We start from the raw sequence: 16829 nt of genomic DNA on the forward strand, positions 1-16829 counted from the left end.
TATGGCTTAAAAAAATACACCAACATTAATACCTACGTAATGATTTTTCACCGAATTATCGCCATAAGAAACCACGTTTGTAAAGCCGTTGTTCAAGGTCAGTCCCATCATTAAACTGGTTTTGCCATCCAAATCAAATTCTGCACCGCCACCAACAATCAGTCCGGCACGGTAAAAATTGGTCCAGTCTTTTACGTTTTGATTATTTGCCACTCCCGTTCCACCTAATTCGGCATCTTGTTTGGCGCTAATTCTAAAATCGTTAGACAAGCCAAACTGGCCGTACCAGCGAAGATCGCCAATTTTAGCCGTTTTCAATTTCACGGTTAGAGGCACTTCTATGTATTGCATTTTATATTTAAGGTCGTAAGCCACCGGATTGGTGCTACTTATAGACATATGATAGGGCATTGCGTTGATTTGCGTAGTTTTGCCGTTAATAGTAGTTACCGTAATTCCGGTAGCAAAACTATAGTTCTCGGCAAAGTTAAAATCGCCCATTAAGCCATAAGAAAAGCCCAGGCTTAAACCATTTCCTTTTCCATTTTCGGCTTTCATAAAGCCAAATGTAGGGTGCGCGGTTAAGCCCAACCTAAAACCATAATAAGGAGAGCCATTTTGCTGTGCGCTGAGGTTAAGGGCGAAAAGTACAACTAGAATTGCTAATGCAGTTTTTTTCATCAGTATATAATTATTAATAAAGTTTTTAATGGTATTAATGAACTCACAGGCTCTGTTTGATTTTTAAAGGTAATGAAGCTTGCCTAATTTTGTAAGCCTTTAAGAGAAGATTTGTAAATTATGCTGGTTTCATATTATTTGGGAGTTATATTTGTTAGTAATGAGCTATAACGTAAAACACCTTCAAATCTATCTATTTTTTCTGTGTACAATTGCATTTTTTTCGTGCAAAACAAGTAATAGGCCAGATGTAAGCCACATTAAGCTGGATATAAAAATACAACGTTTTGACCAAGATCTTTACCAAGGGAAAAATAAAGACGTTAATCAGACAGATTTGATGCTTCAAAAGAAGTATGGTTATTTCTACGATGACTTTATCCATCGCATGGTGGGCAATCCTTCGATGAAAGCCCCAGAGGTGCTCAACGGACTTTATGTAGATCAGGCCTACACCGACCTGAACAAGGAGGTCGACAGTGTTTTCCCTAACTTGAACAAGGTAGAAAAAGACCTCACCCAAGCTTTCAAATACATCAAATATTACTATCCAAAAGTTAAAACACCTCGTTTTGTGTCTTTCTTATCAGGATTTTCCTATCAAATACCATTGGGAGACGATTACATGGGAATCGGACTGGATATGTTTTTGGGGAAGAACAGCAAATTTTATGGTGCTTTGATCGAGAGCATTCCGCTTTACCAATCGAAGCGTTTCGAGCCACAGTACATTGTACCTAGGGTAACCGAAGTATTTGCGCACGAGGAGCTTTTTAAAGAAAGGGACGAAGACCGGAATTTGTTGGCCAAAATCATCTATAATGGCAAAATCCTTTATTTTATGGATCAGGTATTGCCAGAAACCACTCCAGATTCTGTTAAAATAGGCTATACTACGCAACAAATGAACTGGAGCCAGCAATATGAAGGCAATGTTTGGGGCTATTTGTTGGAAAACAACCTCTTATTCGAAAGCGATTATGCAAAGATACAGGTTTATTTAAGTGACGGACCATTTACGCCAGGATTGGGAGAGAAAAGATCGTCGGCTCCAAAATTGGGTGTATGGATTGGCTGGCAGATTGTAAAAAAATACATGGCCGAAAATCCTCAGGTAACTTTGCAGCAACTGATGGCAGAAACCGATCCGCAGCTGATCTTAACGAAATCGAAGTACAAGCCGAAGGAGAATCAGTAGGCAGTTGACAGTTAGCAGTAGAGTTTACAGGAATACCGAAAAGATAAAAAGATGGAATAACAAACTTTTCAGCATTTCAACTTTCCAACATTACAATAATGAACGATATGAAAATAGGCATAGTCTTATCAGGAGGTGGCATTAGGGGGATAGCGCATTTGGGCATCCTTAAGGCCTTTATGAATGTGGGCATCCACTTTAGCATGGTAAGTGGCACAAGTGCGGGCTCCATTGCCGGGGCTTTTTATGCAGCGGGCATCGATCCAGAAGAAGGCCTTAACATATTTATCAAAACCAAATTGCTGCGTTTCATCCGTCCGGCAATAGGTTCTTTGGGACTAATCAATATCGAAAATACGGCCGAAATGCTTAAGGAGTATTTTCCACATGATAGAATAGAAGACCTTAAAATTCCATTAACCATTTGTGCCACCAATTTTAGTGAGGGAGTGCCCAGGTATTTTACCGAAGGTCCATTGATTAAGGCCATCCAGGCATCAAGTTGCATCCCTGGGATTTTTAGGCCGATTATGATCGATAACCAGATGTATGTAGATGGCGGAATTTTGAATAATTTTCCGGTAGAACCCCTACTCAACAACTGCGATTACATTATCGGCTCTTCCTGCAACCACTTAAAGCCGGTAGAAAAGATTACCAAAATAGCACAGCTGATGCAAAGGGCAGGCATTATGTCTATCAACCATGATATGGAGCGCAAGGCCAAGTTCTGCGACTTGCTGATCGAACCTAAAGGTATGGGCGAAATCAGCACTTTTGACATGAAAAAAGCGGAGAGTATTTATTGGGTTGCCCACGAAGAGGCTTTAAAAGCGATTAAACAAAGTGAACTGGTTCAGGAACTGATTGGGCAACAGAAAAACTGAGTGTCATCCCCCTAACAATACGTCATCCTGAACTCCGATTCAGGATCTGTTATAGACAAAATCATCCCACAAAAGATATCGGACCAAGTTCGGTATGACGAATTATAATTATTAAATACTTCAATTATGATCAGGGGAGGATGCGTTTACATCATGACCAATTTATCAAATCTTGTCTTATACATTGGTGTAACCTCCAACTTATACTTCAGGATAAGAGAGCATAAAGAAAAAGCTTATCCTCAATCATTTACAGCAAAATACAATTGTTGCAAATTGGTTTATTACGAACCATTCAACACTATTGATGAGGCAATTGCTCGAGAAAAACAATTAAAAAATTGGAAGAGAAAATGGAAAATTGGATTGATTGAATTAAACAATCCTAATTGGAAAGACTTGTTTGACGAGTTGGACTTTGAATTGTAATGCAACTCCATCTCAAAGAAGATGCCGGATCAGGTCCGGCATGACGAAATTTCGATTCGGCATAACGACACCTCCTAATGATACGTCATCCTGAACTTGATTCAGGATCTATCTCGAGAAGATTTACCTAACTAGATTCTTCGCTTTGCTCAGAATGACAACTCTTTAATTAATATTTTAGTGGCAATAACTTCTCCCCAACCAGTACTGGGATAGCCTGACAAATATCAACCTTTAAACAGAACCGAACATCATCTTCTATGTTCAGCTGTGCCAAGCGGTGGCTATGCGATGATTTATGCAAATAGGTTCTGAGGTCGTCTTTAGCCATCAAGTACATGTCTTCGGCCACTACACAGGCATCGTCAAAATGTACAAAATCCTTGCGAAGCTTATGAACCACCGCCCCAGCAAACAAAGTATCCTCTAAGTTAAATTTGTCTTTCCAGCCTGCACAAAGCAACAACACATCTTTATCTTGTACTTTTAGCCATTCTGTTAATGCGCTAAGGTTGAGAAAAGAGCCTACTACCACCTGATGGGCCCGCGCATGCGCCATGTGCATGGCCTTGGTGCCATTGGTAGTGGTGAGTACGATGGTTTTGCCTGCCACTTTTTCGGCAGTATAAGAAAACGGCGAGTTGCCAAAATCATAGCCTTCAACTACTTCGCCATTTCGCTCTGCGGCCAATAGGTATCCTTTATCGGCATAAGCCAGGCAATCTTCAACTTGTGCAACCGGAATAATGGCCGTAGCACCATTTTCGATACCATAAATGATGGAAGATGTTGCCCTCAAAATATCAATGACGACTACAATGCTGTTTTCAATATCGTAAAGGTTGAGCAAGGCAGGCGTAAGGCAAACTTCTATGGTTCTGGACATGTGGAGAGAATCAAGTATCTAGTATCGAGTATCAAGTACAAAGATAGCATCTTCCAAAAAACCATCTCGATACTTGATACTAGCTACTCGATACTATTATTTATAAAATGGAAACTTAACAATTTTAGCTTTGATCTTGCTATTTCTGATATCGATGAAAATTTCGGTTCCTTCTTTAGCCAAATCTTTATTTACATAGCCCATGCCGATTGCTTTTTGCAATGATGGCGACTGTGTTCCAGAAGTTACTTTGCCAATTACATTGCCCAAAGCATCAACAATTGGGTAATCATGACGAGGAATACCGCGATCGATCATTTCAAAACCAATCAGCTTACGTTGTACACCCGCTTCTTTTTGGGCCAACAAAGCTTCTGAATTGGTGAATGGTTTGGTGAATTTGGTAATCCAGCCCAAACCTGCCTCAATTGGCGAAGTTGTATCGTCAATATCGTTGCCATACAAACAGAAGCCCATTTCTAAGCGCAAGGTATCACGAGCACCTAAACCAATTGGCTTAATGCCGTAAGTTGCACCCGCCTCGAAAATAGCATTCCAGATCTGATCGGCATATTTGTTTTCAAAATAGATTTCAAAACCACCAGCACCTGTATAGCCAGTGGCCGAAACTACTACGTTATCTACTCCGGCAAAAGTGCCTTTTTTAAAGCTGTAGTATTCCATTGATGCCAAATCGATATCGGTTAGGCTTTGCAAAGCATCGGCAGCTTTAGGCCCTTGAATGGCTAAAAGCGATGTCTGGTCAGAAATATTGTGCATCTCTACATTGGCCGTATTGAATTGTTGGATCCAATTCCAGTCTTTTTCAATGTTAGAAGCATTCACCACCAACATGTAGGTTTTTTCGTCGATGCGATAAACCAATAAATCGTCTACAATACCACCCTCGGTATTAGGCAGGCAAGAATATTGCACTTTGCCATCATATAATTTAGCAGCATCATTGCTGGTTACTCTTTGGATCAGGTCTAAGGCATTTTCGCCCTTCAGGATAAACTCGCCCATATGGCTCACATCAAAAACACCAACGCCATTTCTAACGGTAGCATGTTCGGCATTTATTCCTTCGTACTGCACCGGCATGTTATAGCCAGCAAACGGCACCATTTTGGCACCTAACGAGATATGTTTTTCGGTTAACGCGGTATTTTTCATCTTATGATATGCTCTAATATTTGGTGGCCAAAAATACTAAGAAAAGACCAATGTTTATATGCGAAATCAGATTAAAACCAGTTACATTTTACACTGTCATAATTTCTGGCTTTCGATTTCAAATATTGCCCTCTCCTATTCAAAAAGCCTATTTTATGACCAAATTAATGCAAATCCGTCTTGTATATACAGGATCGGCTCTGTAGCTTGCCCAATCAATTTTTAACAAACTATCACACAATCATGAAAAAAATCGGACTGCTAGGTGGCATGAGCTGGGTATCTACCATAGATTATTACAGGTTTATCAACGAAGGTATCAACGGTCAATTAGGTGGCCATAATTTTGCCGAATGCATCATCCATTCTTTGAACCATGGCGATATTCATAGCAAAGGCTGGGTAAATTCCTTTGAGCTTTTACTGGCTGGTTGCGAAAGCTTAAAAAGAAGCGGTGCTGATGCCATTGCGCTATGCGCCAATACTGCCCATTTATTTGCAGACAGGCTTCAGGAGGCAGTTCATCTCCCGCTCATCCATATCGGAACGGCAACAGCCAATGCCATTAAAAGCCAGGCCTTGACCAAAGTTGGCCTGTTGGGCACCAAATTCACCATGGAAATGGATTTTTACAGACAGCAACTGGAAGCACATGGCCTAGAAGTTTTAACTCCAGCCAGTGAAGAAACAAGAGATTATATCCAATATGTGGTAAAAGACGAACTAGGCGTGGGTATAATCAAAGCTGATACCAAGGCCCGCTTTTTAGCAATTGTACAAGACCTGGTGGATCAAGGGGCGCAGGGAATTATACTGGGCTGTACAGAAATTCCTTTGCTCATTAGCCAAGCAGATTTCGCCATTCCCGTATTCGATACCACGAAAATACATTCGGAAGCTATTGTGGAGTATATGTTAAGCTAAATTAAAGGCTGACTAAAGTTTGATAGATCTCGAGCATCCGTTTGGCGTTCGAGTAAACTTCATGGTCGCGTTCCACGGTTTTACGGGCATTTTTGCCAATTTCCCGCCAACGGTTGGGTTGTGTAACACATTGCAGGATAGAGCGGTAAAATTCGTCTGGCGTATCGGCAATCAAGATATCTTTCCCATGCTCGCAATTGATGCCTTCTGCCGCCATGGTAGTGGCTATGATACATTTCTGCATAGCCATGCCTTCGATAATCTTCACCCGCATGCCGCTACCCGATAGTAAAGGAACAATCATGATGGCTTTCGAATTCATGAATTCAATGGCATCGAATACTTCACTTTCTACAATCAGGTTTTCCGAATCATATTCAAAAAACTGTTTTTGCATATTCTTGCCGGCAATATAAAAGCGCAATTCGCCACTTAGCGTTTCTATGTCGGGCCAAATCTCGTCCAAAAACCATTCTAGCCCCTCCTTGTTTGGTCGCCAATCCATCGCCCCTAAATGGAACAGGGTCGGAAAACTGGTTTTCTCTAAATTGACGTGGTATTTTTCGAAATCCAAGGCTACCGGAAATACATCTAAACGGGTTTGGCAGCCCATTAACAAAATCTGTTGCCTATCGGGATGGCTAATGGCAAAAACCTGATGAAAGCGGTTGAGCTGTTCTGTTTCGTAAACCTTCAGCCTCCTCGATAAAAATTCAAGGTATTTGCGCCTAGGCCTGAACTGCTCTCTGGCGGCCAATCGCTCCCAAACATCAAATTCAATATTGTGTGCCCTGTAAATGAGCTTAGCCTTGCTGTTCTCTTTAACCGTGTCTAAATAAGGCACTACATAAAGTCCTTCAAACTGGATAACATCAAATTCTTGTTCGCGAAGTACATTTTCTAAAAGCTTGGCCGCATCATCATCGTAAAAACGCGAAACATTGTAGGATTGATTGGAGAAAATATTGAAAAAAGCGCCCCAAACATTTACTTCTGTATCGATATTAAAAGAGTGAAAATCGATCTGCTCAAACACCGGATCGTAGATATCATCGATATCAACCTTGTTTTTGGAACCGTTAATGCTGAACAAAGTGATTTTTGCATCCAATTTTAACAGGCCCTTTATGGTATTGTACACCACAATGGGATAACCGCTATTAGGCGGAAAGGGAACCCGGTAACTTAAAATAAGGACTTTCATCTCTTTATGTTCACGTTATGAAATTACGAATTATCCTTCTTCTTCAAAAGGGATACGCAATTGCGGGTCGCTCACATTAAAAGTTTTACGGTGAAATGGCGATAGGCCAATCTCTATTACCGCTTTGCGGTGGGCAATGGTTGGATAGCCTTTGTTCTGGTGCCAATTGTAGGCGGGATAATCGATCGCAATTTTGGCCATAAATTCGTCGCGGTGTGTTTTGGCCAAGATAGAGGCGGCTGCAATATTGAGGTATTTTCCGTCGCCTTTTACAATACAGCTGTGCGGAATTTTGGGATAAGCCTTAAAGCGATTGCCATCTATCACCAAATATTCGGGCTGTAGGTGCAGCTGTTCAATGGCCCGGTGCATGGCCAAAAAAGACGCATTCAAAATGTTGATGCGGTCAATTTCTTCGTGATCTACGGCTGCTACTGCCCATGCCAAGGCTTCCTTTTCAATAACCGGCCTCAGCTCATCTCGTTGCTGGTGGTTCAGTTGCTTCGAATCATTTAATCCTTCCAAATAGAAATCGCGTGGCAAAATAACAGCCGCTGCAAAAACCGGCCCTGCCAAACAACCACGGCCCGCTTCATCGCATCCTGCTTCTATTAAATCGATCTGATAACTATTGAGTAACACTACACAAAGTTAATGATTTAGGCCCTAAATTCTTTATTTTAGTAAATGCCTTATAATGAAATATTAGCCAACAGGGTGCGCGAAAAGCTGATGCACCTAAACAACGTAGAAGAAAAGCCAATGTTTAACGGGCTAACTTTTATGGTTGATGGCAAAATGTGCATCGGTGTTAAAGAAGATGAATTGATGTTGAGGATCAATCCCAACGATGCCGATGCAGTTGCCGAAAAAAACGGTTGCCGGCAAATGATCCATGGTGGAAAGGTAATGAAAGGTTATTTCTTTGTAGAAATTGGAGAACTACAGCGTCCACATGAATTTGATTTCTGGACCGACCTGGCCATTGCTTATAACCCACTGGCTAAAGCGGCGAAGAAGAAGTAAGTTTTCAGTTAGCAACTTTCAGTTGCCAGTTACGAGTTCTAAGTTTCGAAACCACATAGACACATAGAAGTCAGAAAATCTATTAGTCATATTCAAAAAGATTTAGCGTACAGTATATCAAATCTTCTAACATTTATCAATTAGCTAATGACTAATCCCCTAATGAACCAATGACACTAATGAACTAATTTCCGAAGGGGGTAACATTTTTTCTGTTGAGTTGATCTACCATTAAATCAAACAAAATTCAACATGAAAAAGCTCTTTACAATTCTATTCTCATCTTTATATCTTTTGTCGCACGCCCAAGCACCTGGCCAACCAATTAAAGGCCTTATCGTTAAGGGAGGTATAAATCCCGGCGGCAATGCTTTAGTTTCGCTGGGCGGAGGTATAAACAACCCAAGCAGCAGCAATGCAAACCTAGCTAATGGTTATGCATTTAATGCCAACGTATATGTACCTCTATTTGCCAAAGGCGACAATGGAAATTTGGCAGGCCATACCAGTCATTTTTTTACCATTGGTTTTAATGCCGGAGGCGAGTATTTTTCAGGCAGCAAAAATTATGATTTAAACAACTTGCCATCTTATCAGGTTACCGGTCAGAGTGCCACGCCAAGTATCGCTCTGAGTACTAACCAAAACAAACAGAACGGCTTTAAGATTGAAGCTGGTGCCCAAGCCAATTTTTCTTTTGGCAAAATCACCCTCTCGCCTATCGTAAATGCAGGTTATTTTAGCTTACAGCAAAAGGCACTTAATGTAACACAAAGTGGTTCGGTAAATGGAAAAACCTATGCCAAAGAAATCTATACCAAAGAAGCTGCTCAAACAACTGGCTTTGCGTTTGTTCCCAAATTGCGTGTGGCCTATTTCCCTGGTAAACTGGGATTTTATGTAGAAGGAAATTATACCAGTGGACCAACCATCAACAACGAGGCGATGCTGTTTAAGCCTCAGGGCGATCCCAATGCCGATGGTTTTTACAGCCAAGACCAAATGATTGCAGGTAGTAGGCAAAATGTAAGCCAAAGCACTAAATACAATGGTTTGGGCGTAAATATTGGATTAAGCTTTGCCATAGGCCATACCGTTTCAAGACAGCCCGGAAGAACTTATACAGGAGGCCGTAAAAATGAAGCTGCTTCAAGGCAAACCCCAAATACTTCTTTTGGACATAAAGTAAATCAAGGCGTGGCCCTGGCAGCCGGTTCACCTATTGGCGGCATAGTGGTAAAGGGAGGCAAAAACCCTGGTGGAAACTTGATGACAGTAATTACCAACGATAAAGGTGAGTTCGAATTTAATGCACAAGAAGCAGGGAACTACAAATTTTCGGTTTCCAATCCCGACGAGCCTCAAGGCAAAAGCATCAATGAAAAAGAAATTAAGAGAACCGAAGCCGTTTCAAACGATACAAGAACTTATACCGGTGGTCGCAAAAACGAAACTACTACACCTGATGCTAAACAAACACAGGGTTCCTCGTTTGGCGAAAAAGTAAATCAAGGCTTGGCCTTGGCTGCGGGCAACCCAATTGGAGGCCTTATTGTAAAAGGAGGCAAAAATCCGGGAGGAAGTTTTATGACAGTAACTGCCAACGAGAAAGGCGAATTTGAATTAAATAACCTAGAGGCCGGAAATTATAAGTTTACTATTGTAGCTCCTGAAAATCCACAAGGCAAAAGCATTAGTACAAAAGGTGTTTCGAGTACCAAATCAAGAAAAAACTAAGACGATTAAGTATCCACAATTCATTATATTGTAGATACTTAATTTATGGCTATGAAAAGTATGCTCCTCGCAACCGCTTTTTTATTTGCTATGGTAGCAATTGAAAATGGAAAAGCAATCCATTCTAAACATTCAGGTACTGACCTCAAAGAACAATATTGCGACTATTGCAAAGCTGATTTTCCCGATTCGCATTTTCCCTGTGTGCTCAAGGCAAGCAAAGCAAAAATAAATACAAGAACGGGCAGGGTAGAATTTGCCATTGGCCAGCCCATCGCCGGCATCTTGGTTAAAATGGAAAAAAACGGCACCGACAGCCTGAGTTTAACCCCCAATGAAAAAGGAGAAATTGCACTCGACAACTTGCCACAGGGCAATTACAATTTCAAACTGATGCTACCGTTTACCAACCCGAAATCTGAATTTGCCGGACGGCCAATTGGCGGTGCTATTTTAAGCATTGGAAAGAAAGCTACCAGGCCGAACTTTGGCATGATCAGCAATGCAAATGGAGACGTGCAGTTAGGGCATCTTGAAGCCGGCGATTATAAACTTGTTATCACCTCACCTACCGATGCAGAGCGGATCAGTCCTTTGTATCGATCGTACTTTTTAGAGAATTTTAATCCAAACTTTAAGGGCAACTGATCATTTGGCCTACTATACGCTCACATTCTGGCCTTTTACATCAAAGGCATCGCGCAGGCCAATGGCCAACAGGTTAAAGGCATAAACGGTGAGCATAATGGCCAATCCGGGTAATACGGCAAGATAAGCCGCATCCATAATGATATAGCCGTAATGTTCTTTGATCATCGTGCCCCAGCTCGGCATGGGTGGCTGGGCACCAAAACCTAAAAAGCTCAATCCGCTTTCGAGCAGAATGGCTGAAGCAAAATTGGCCGAAGCCACCACCAAAATAGGTCCGGCAATATTAGGCAAGATGTGCTTAACAATGGTTCGGGTAGTAGAAAAGCCCAAGGCCTTCGACGCTTCTACAAATTCTACTTCCTTTAAAGCCATTACCTGGCCACGTACCAAACGAGCTACATCTACCCAGGTAGAAAGCCCAACAGCGATAAAAATCTGCCAAAACCCTTTGCCCAACGCAAAAGAAATGGCAATAACCAGCAACAGCGATGGCAAAGACCAAATGACGTTCATAAACCAACTGATGCCCGCATCAACCTTGCCACCAAAATAGCCCGCAATGGCACCCAAACCAACCCCAATAAACAGAGAGATGAGCACAGCCATTAACCCTACCGAAAGCGATACACGGATACCCAAAATCAACCTGCTCAACAAATCGCGACCATAAGGATCGGTTCCCAAATAAAAAGTCTGCTTATAAATATTTTGTTGTGCAAATAAAGTTGCTGGTGTCCCCAGCTTGGATGGCAAGGTGCAGGTTTCACATAAATCCTTTAGCTGATAAACCGTTTCCTTCGGCTTTTCGTCATCGCCGATGTATTCCTGTACAAAAACCTGATCTTTATCCAAGCGGTAAGCGCTAATCGGAATACTTTTGAAATTGGCCTGCTGACCATAAAGCATTTTCTCGAAAAAGCCTACTTCCTTAATATTTTTGTTCTTGCTGATAATTAAAAACTGAAATGAGCGTCCAGGTTTTTTCTTGTTCAGTGCCAAATTGATCGTATTGGCATACGGTGTTTGGTCTGGCGTAATCAAATAACCCAAAATTCCCATAACAAGAAGCACGAGAATAAAAATAAGTCCGCCGTAAGCCATTTTATTGCGCTTAAACCGGTTCCATATCTTCTTTGAAGGGCTATTGTTGCTCATTTGCTATTTAACCATACGGTCTTTCCAATTGTACTTTCCGCTATTCCCGGCAATGCCAATGTAAATAAAGTAGAGGATGTGAAAAGGATTAAGTATAGGCAGTAAAACTAACAATTGTTTTCTTTTAAAGAAACTGGTTACACTGGCCAAGAATACAAATTCGACAAATATTTTACTTAACAGCTGGATAGCCAAAAACCAGATACTATCGCTTTGCGGGAAAACGATGGCCAGTAAGGTGTTAACGATGATACTGAAGTTAAACAGCCAAATGCTCAGCCCCAAAATAATTACCGCTTTGTCTTTGTAGCGCGTACTTTTAGAAGCCCATCGTTTGCGTTGCTGTATAAATTCACGCAAAGTTGGCTTGGCATGTGTATATACGATGGCATCGCTGTTTTTGAGGAACCCGATTTTCCCTTCGTAAATGGCTGCCATTTTATGCAGCAATAGTTCGTCATCTCCCGAAGCCAAGTCATCTATTCCCGTAAAACCCCCAACCTCAAAAAAGGCTTCTTTTTCATAAGCTAGGTTGGCGCCGTTGCAGGTGCTCGGATTATTGTTGCCGATAGTAGATGCGCCCAATCCGATCAGGTAGGCAAACTCTAAGGACTGTAGTCTCTCGAAGAAGCTCTTTTCTTCAAAATAAGCCACTGGCGACGAGATCATTTTATAGTCTTTGGTTTCATAATAATCAACCACTGTACTTAGCCAGCTCGGACCCATTCGGCAGTCCGCATCAGTTGTAATCATCAATTCGCCGGTTGATTGGCCAATAGCTGTTTGAATAGCTTTCTTCTTATAAGAATTCAACGCATTTGATTCGTTCAGCTGAATAAGTTTAACACCTCGATCTGCATAGCTCCGAATAATTGATGCGGTTTGGTCTGTAGAATGGTCGTCAATTACAATGATTTCGGTCAAATCGGAATCGTAATCCTGTGTCAGGATATCATTTAAAGTCAGGCCGATCTTTTCTTCTTCGTTACGTGCGGCAATGAGTATAGAAACCTTGGTTTTTGGTCTCATCGCATTGCGTTTAAAGGGCAAGATCTTGGCCCAGCCACGTATAAAAATACCTACCACTGCTATGTAGATCAGTGCCAGAAAAATAGAGAAATAGTTAATTGCGTTGAGTACTTCCAAAGAAATTGAGTTTAAAAACGAAATAAGATCCTAATATAGCAGGAATAATAATATTGGTTAGCCAAATACTGGCGATACAAGCCACAACTGCTGTGTTTTGATCGGTTATATACTTAAAGAAAAACAGGGCGGTTACGCTTCTGATTCCGATATCCAGCAAATCCAGCGATGGCAAAGAAGATTGTACAAAGAACAAGATGCAAACCAGCATCAGCACATCTGTAAAGTGGAGGCTTGGAATCAGCCATAACAACATGATAAAATATTGGGTACTGAATACTGCATATCTGGCCAAACACAGCAAGAGTATTTTGAGCAATTCGGCCTTTTTGTACCTGGCCAAAATGGTATAGAATTTTTTGTATTTGCGCGTAAAACGCATAGATAGCAAAATACCGTTTAGCCACCTGATGTTAAAATAGAAAATCACGAAAAACAAGCAGAAGGCTATGCCAATGGCACATAAAGCCAAAAACAAACGATGATCTATGGGTGTAAAACGATAAACGAATATACAAATGGCAATCGCGCCGAATACGTTGGTGAGCACCAGCTGGCCAATATTGCCTACCGCCATGGCAACAACGCCAACAATGCGCCTTTTGGGCGAGAGAAAAAATACGCGACCTCCATACTCGCCAAGCCTATTTGGTGTAAATACGGCCCAGGTTAAGCCACAAAAAACGGATTCGATTGATTTCCAAAGGCTGATCGGCTCTACCTGCTTAATCAGGCGCTTCCATTTCACGGCCTCGAGGCCCCAATTGAGGAGCATCAATAAAACGATGACAGAAAGTACGGTATAGATTTGCCTAACTGGCAAGGTTTTAAGAATAGCTACAAATTCCTTAAGATCGTTGCTGGCAATGAGTTTGACATAGATGAACCAAAACGCAAAAACTACGATCGCAATTTTGAGGAGGATAGAAAATATTTTTTTGTAACGTGCCGTCAAGTTTTTCCCTTTTGTCTGTGCAAATATGCTTAATATTGTTGTATGTTGGTTGAAAAAAAGGAACGGATCATCATGGGCATCGACCCCGGAACGGCAATCATGGGCTATGGTGTAATCTTAGAAAAAGGAAACAAAATTGAACTGCTGAGCATGGGTGTTGTAAAGATGGGCCATTTAGGCGACCACTTCCTGAAACTACAACGCATTTTCGCAAAAACCATTGCCCTTATTGAAGAATTTAAGCCCGATACTTTAGCTATTGAAGCCCCATTTTATGGGAAAAACATCCAGGTAATGCTCAAATTGGGAAGGGCTCAAGGCATAGCGATGGCAGCAGCTTTATCTAGAGATATTTCTGTTACCGAATATGCCCCACGTAAAATCAAGCAATCGATAACAGGCAAAGGTACTGCGAGTAAGGAACAGGTGGCCGCCATGTTGCAAAGGCTGTTGAATTTTAAAGAAACGCCAGAATTTTTAGATGCTACTGATGGCTTGGCGGTTGCGGTTTGCCATTCGTTTCAGCGAGTGGGTGCGGCAGCTACAGGGAAATCCTATTCTGGCTGGGAAGCCTTTGTAACCGACAATAAAAAACGGGTTAAATAAAGTCGTGACTGCCTGTAGCGAACAAGCAATCACGAGCGATAAGTTTATGCTTTTTTAGTCTTTCTTAAGTAGGCTCTGATGCCGAAGAATAACACCAAGGCAAAAACAATCAATGCCCATAATTTAGAAAGGCCTAATAAAAACTCTTTAAAGAAGGTCCATCCATCGGCTATGTTTAAGCCTAAGCGCTGAAAAAAGCCCGGGCGATAGCTATACAGGTTATCATTGCCTACAATCCACGTACTTACCGTATTGTCTTGATAAAAGTTAAGGGTAATGGTGCTGAATTTAACCCGATTATCGATGCTGATGTTTTCTATCCTCTTGTCAACATAATCATCGCTGATGTAAAAGGAGGTTTCGACATCTTTGCTTTTCTTGCTTTTATCCAATTGCTTGATTACTTTCTGCCTATTCTGGGCTTTCAGTCTGTTGGCCAGATAGGCAATGCTTTGGTCGTCCATTTTCATCGATTGCTGATCTACAAAAACCGCCATTCTGGCAACCGTATTGGTAAATTCATCCAGCTTTTCTGAGGGCACTTTGGCAACCAATAAGCCTTCTTTTCGGTAGGAAGTTATTTCTTTAAGCGAATCGCTGCTGTATTTAACTTTGTCGCTTTCTTGTATTTGACTTTGAATAGAGAATTCGGCTACTGTTCCGCCCTGCGCCTTGATGGTTGCACTTAATTGCTCTTTGGTTTGCTGCACGTCTTTCACTCTGAAGCGCATGTCGGCAGTTTTGATGATTTTGGCAGCAGCGGTAGTGTCGCTGGCCATTGCTGCAGAATCGAGAGTGGCTACGCTTTCTCTAGATAAGCTGTTTTTTCTGTCAGCGTTACAGCCGAACATCAATCCGATGATGGCTATACAAACTAAATATTTCTTCATAGAACCTATGGTTTTTAAATGGTTAGGAAACAAGCAAAAGCCTTGAGTACTCATTTGGGGCCATGCCATTTTTTATTTACCTGGTTCAGCTGCTTAGGTATCCATTAATGCCCGAATGTGCATAAGGTAACCAGCTATTTTTATCAGTAACAGAAATGCTACAAAACAAGAAAGTCTACATCGGTAAAAACCAATGTAGACTTTCTCATTAAATTATGTTGACTTATTTTGCGTCTAAAATCTTGAAAACCGCTTTGCAGCAGATGAATGAACCTATAAAAAGGATTACCCAAGATAAAATTGAAAGCCAAGTAGCATCAAAAGCGAAACGTAAATAAACACCTATAATGCTTACAACCACACCTACTAATATCAATTTGTAAATACTTGATTGATTTGCAGTTTCCATGCTTTGTTCTCTTTCTTGTGCCTGTTTTTGATCCATGATTTTTTGGGTTAAAAAATTATACGACAAAAATAATATTTATTGCTTACAAAACAATCAATTAATAATTTTTAGCTTCTCCAATCGCTGCTTTCCCCTGTCTTCTTCATTCAATTTATCGCCTTTGTACAATAATTTCTCCCAGTCGCCATACATGGGGTTGGGTAGTACGATAAAACGGGTGCCGAATTGTTGCTGCATGGCGTCAACTTGTGCTTTGGTGTCTTTTCCTTCTCGATAAAAAACATTGGAAAAATCGCTCAGGTTATCGCCGCAAAGCAATAGGATATTGTACTGTTCCGCAATTTTTTGCCGGCGGGGCTCTTTGTCTGAAGTAGTGGTTTTTAACAGCAGATGGGCTTCGTCTGCATAAGGAAATCCGAATTTTTGCAGGTTCTTTATCGTACCCGCACGGTCGGCTTCATCGCGATTGGTTACGTAAAAAGTCTCTACTTTTTTGCTCGCTGCAAACTTCAAAAAAGCCAAAGCGCCAGGCACGGTATCGGCAGCTCCCAAGCTGGTCCATTTGGTCCAGTCGGCCTGTACATAGCTCACGCCTTTTTTTACTTCGGTACCCTGAAAAGCAGAATTGTCTAAAATAGTTTCATCGGCATCTACGATTACACAATTAGGTTTGCCATTAGCCTGGTTCCACAAGGCTTCCTTTAACGATAAACGGGCAAAATTATAGGCCTGAAATGATAATGCCCTGTACTCGCCACTGTACTGCTGCCATAAAATAGCATTGGTATAATCTCTTGCCGGGCTTTGGGCAATGGCTAAAACAGGCATCAGGCTCAATAGCCAAAATATAGCTTTTTTCATCTTTTTAA

The 16829-nt window shown here is 41.4% G+C and carries 19 protein-coding genes; 8 read left to right on the forward strand and 11 right to left on the reverse strand.

The window, feature by feature from the left end:
- Positions 1-6 precede the first annotated feature (6 nt).
- Complete coding sequence (locus AC570H_RS14985) at positions 7-681, reverse strand: porin family protein (RefSeq protein WP_497356207.1); 675 nt, start codon at positions 679-681, stop codon at positions 7-9.
- A 160-nt stretch (positions 682-841) separates the two neighbouring features.
- Between AC570H_RS14985 and gldB the strand changes: the two genes are divergently transcribed.
- The 3 genes from gldB (at position 842) to AC570H_RS15000 (ending at position 3195) form a co-directional block, all read left to right on the forward strand.
- Entirely contained in the window at positions 842-1879 is a 1038-nt protein-coding gene (gene gldB, locus AC570H_RS14990; RefSeq protein WP_497356209.1) for a gliding motility lipoprotein GldB, read from the forward strand.
- Between the two features lie 98 nt (positions 1880-1977).
- Positions 1978-2766 carry a patatin-like phospholipase family protein gene (locus AC570H_RS14995; RefSeq protein ID WP_497356211.1) on the forward strand — a complete coding sequence of 263 codons (789 nt, stop codon included), beginning with the start codon at positions 1978-1980 and terminating at the stop codon, positions 2764-2766.
- Positions 2767-2892: 126 nt separating this feature from the next.
- On the forward strand, positions 2893-3195 hold the full coding sequence (locus tag AC570H_RS15000) for a GIY-YIG nuclease family protein (RefSeq protein ID WP_497356213.1): 303 nt from the start codon (positions 2893-2895) through the stop codon (positions 3193-3195).
- Between the two features lie 169 nt (positions 3196-3364).
- On the opposite strand, the gene AC570H_RS15005 is transcribed toward AC570H_RS15000, so the two are convergent.
- Positions 3365-4081: a 2-phosphosulfolactate phosphatase gene (locus AC570H_RS15005; RefSeq protein WP_497356215.1), complete on the reverse strand. Its 717-nt coding sequence runs from the start codon at positions 4079-4081 to the stop codon at positions 3365-3367.
- 96 nt (positions 4082-4177) lie between these two features.
- Positions 4178-5257 carry a glycine cleavage system aminomethyltransferase GcvT gene (gcvT, locus tag AC570H_RS15010; RefSeq protein WP_497356217.1) on the reverse strand — a complete coding sequence of 360 codons (1080 nt, stop codon included), beginning with the start codon at positions 5255-5257 and terminating at the stop codon, positions 4178-4180.
- 243 nt (positions 5258-5500) lie between these two features.
- Between gcvT and AC570H_RS15015 the strand changes: the two genes are divergently transcribed.
- Positions 5501-6181, forward strand: coding sequence for an aspartate/glutamate racemase family protein (locus AC570H_RS15015; RefSeq protein WP_497356219.1), 681 nt, complete (start codon positions 5501-5503; stop codon positions 6179-6181).
- 1 nt (position 6182) lies between these two features.
- Here the strand turns inward: AC570H_RS15015 and AC570H_RS15020 are convergent, their stop codons facing one another.
- Both AC570H_RS15020 and rnhB read right to left on the reverse strand, forming a co-directional pair.
- Entirely contained in the window at positions 6183-7385 is a 1203-nt protein-coding gene (locus tag AC570H_RS15020; protein WP_497356221.1) for a glycosyltransferase family 4 protein, read from the reverse strand.
- Between the two features lie 30 nt (positions 7386-7415).
- Entirely contained in the window at positions 7416-8027 is a 612-nt protein-coding gene (rnhB, locus tag AC570H_RS15025) for a ribonuclease HII (protein ID WP_497356223.1), read from the reverse strand.
- Between the two features lie 45 nt (positions 8028-8072).
- On the opposite strand from rnhB, the gene AC570H_RS15030 reads away from it, so the two are divergent.
- The 3 genes from AC570H_RS15030 (at position 8073) to AC570H_RS15040 (ending at position 10796) form a co-directional block, all read left to right on the forward strand.
- Positions 8073-8411, forward strand: a complete 339-nt coding sequence (locus AC570H_RS15030; RefSeq protein ID WP_497356225.1) for a TfoX/Sxy family protein — start codon at positions 8073-8075, stop codon at positions 8409-8411.
- Positions 8412-8663: 252 nt separating this feature from the next.
- Positions 8664-10148, forward strand: a complete 1485-nt coding sequence (locus AC570H_RS15035) for a collagen binding domain-containing protein (protein ID WP_497356227.1) — start codon at positions 8664-8666, stop codon at positions 10146-10148.
- 51 nt (positions 10149-10199) lie between these two features.
- On the forward strand, positions 10200-10796 hold the full coding sequence (locus AC570H_RS15040) for a carboxypeptidase-like regulatory domain-containing protein (RefSeq protein WP_497356229.1): 597 nt from the start codon (positions 10200-10202) through the stop codon (positions 10794-10796).
- 12 nt (positions 10797-10808) lie between these two features.
- Here AC570H_RS15040 and AC570H_RS15045 read toward each other — a convergent pair whose 3' ends face one another.
- From AC570H_RS15045 to AC570H_RS15055, 3 genes are read right to left on the reverse strand one after another with little or no spacing between them, the layout of a single operon-like run.
- Positions 10809-11954 (reverse strand): ABC transporter permease, encoded by a 1146-nt coding sequence (locus AC570H_RS15045; protein WP_497356231.1) that lies wholly within the window; start codon positions 11952-11954, stop codon positions 10809-10811.
- Between the two features lie 3 nt (positions 11955-11957).
- A complete protein-coding gene (locus AC570H_RS15050) occupies positions 11958-13100 on the reverse strand; it encodes a glycosyltransferase family 2 protein (RefSeq protein WP_497356233.1) in 1143 nt (380 codons plus the stop codon).
- Positions 13078-14055, reverse strand: a complete 978-nt coding sequence (locus tag AC570H_RS15055) for a hypothetical protein (protein WP_497356235.1) — start codon at positions 14053-14055, stop codon at positions 13078-13080. The genes AC570H_RS15050 and AC570H_RS15055 overlap by 23 nt, the downstream gene beginning before the upstream one ends.
- A 42-nt stretch (positions 14056-14097) precedes the next feature.
- Here AC570H_RS15055 and ruvC point away from each other — a divergent pair, with 42 nt between their 5' ends.
- Positions 14098-14661 carry a crossover junction endodeoxyribonuclease RuvC gene (ruvC, locus tag AC570H_RS15060; RefSeq protein WP_497356237.1) on the forward strand — a complete coding sequence of 188 codons (564 nt, stop codon included), beginning with the start codon at positions 14098-14100 and terminating at the stop codon, positions 14659-14661.
- Positions 14662-14705: 44 nt separating this feature from the next.
- Here ruvC and AC570H_RS15065 read toward each other — a convergent pair whose 3' ends face one another.
- The 3 genes from AC570H_RS15065 to AC570H_RS15075 form a co-directional block, all read right to left on the reverse strand.
- The gene (locus tag AC570H_RS15065) at positions 14706-15551 is read right to left on the reverse strand and encodes a DUF4349 domain-containing protein (RefSeq protein WP_497356239.1); all 846 of its coding nucleotides are present in this window, start codon (positions 15549-15551) and stop codon (positions 14706-14708) included.
- Between the two features lie 223 nt (positions 15552-15774).
- Positions 15775-15996: a hypothetical protein gene (locus tag AC570H_RS15070; protein WP_497356241.1), complete on the reverse strand. Its 222-nt coding sequence runs from the start codon at positions 15994-15996 to the stop codon at positions 15775-15777.
- Between the two features lie 57 nt (positions 15997-16053).
- Positions 16054-16821, reverse strand: a complete 768-nt coding sequence (locus AC570H_RS15075) for a 5'-nucleotidase, lipoprotein e(P4) family (protein WP_497356243.1) — start codon at positions 16819-16821, stop codon at positions 16054-16056.
- Positions 16822-16829: the final 8 nt, after the last annotated feature.

Source organism: Pedobacter sp. B4419, assembly GCF_059693725.1.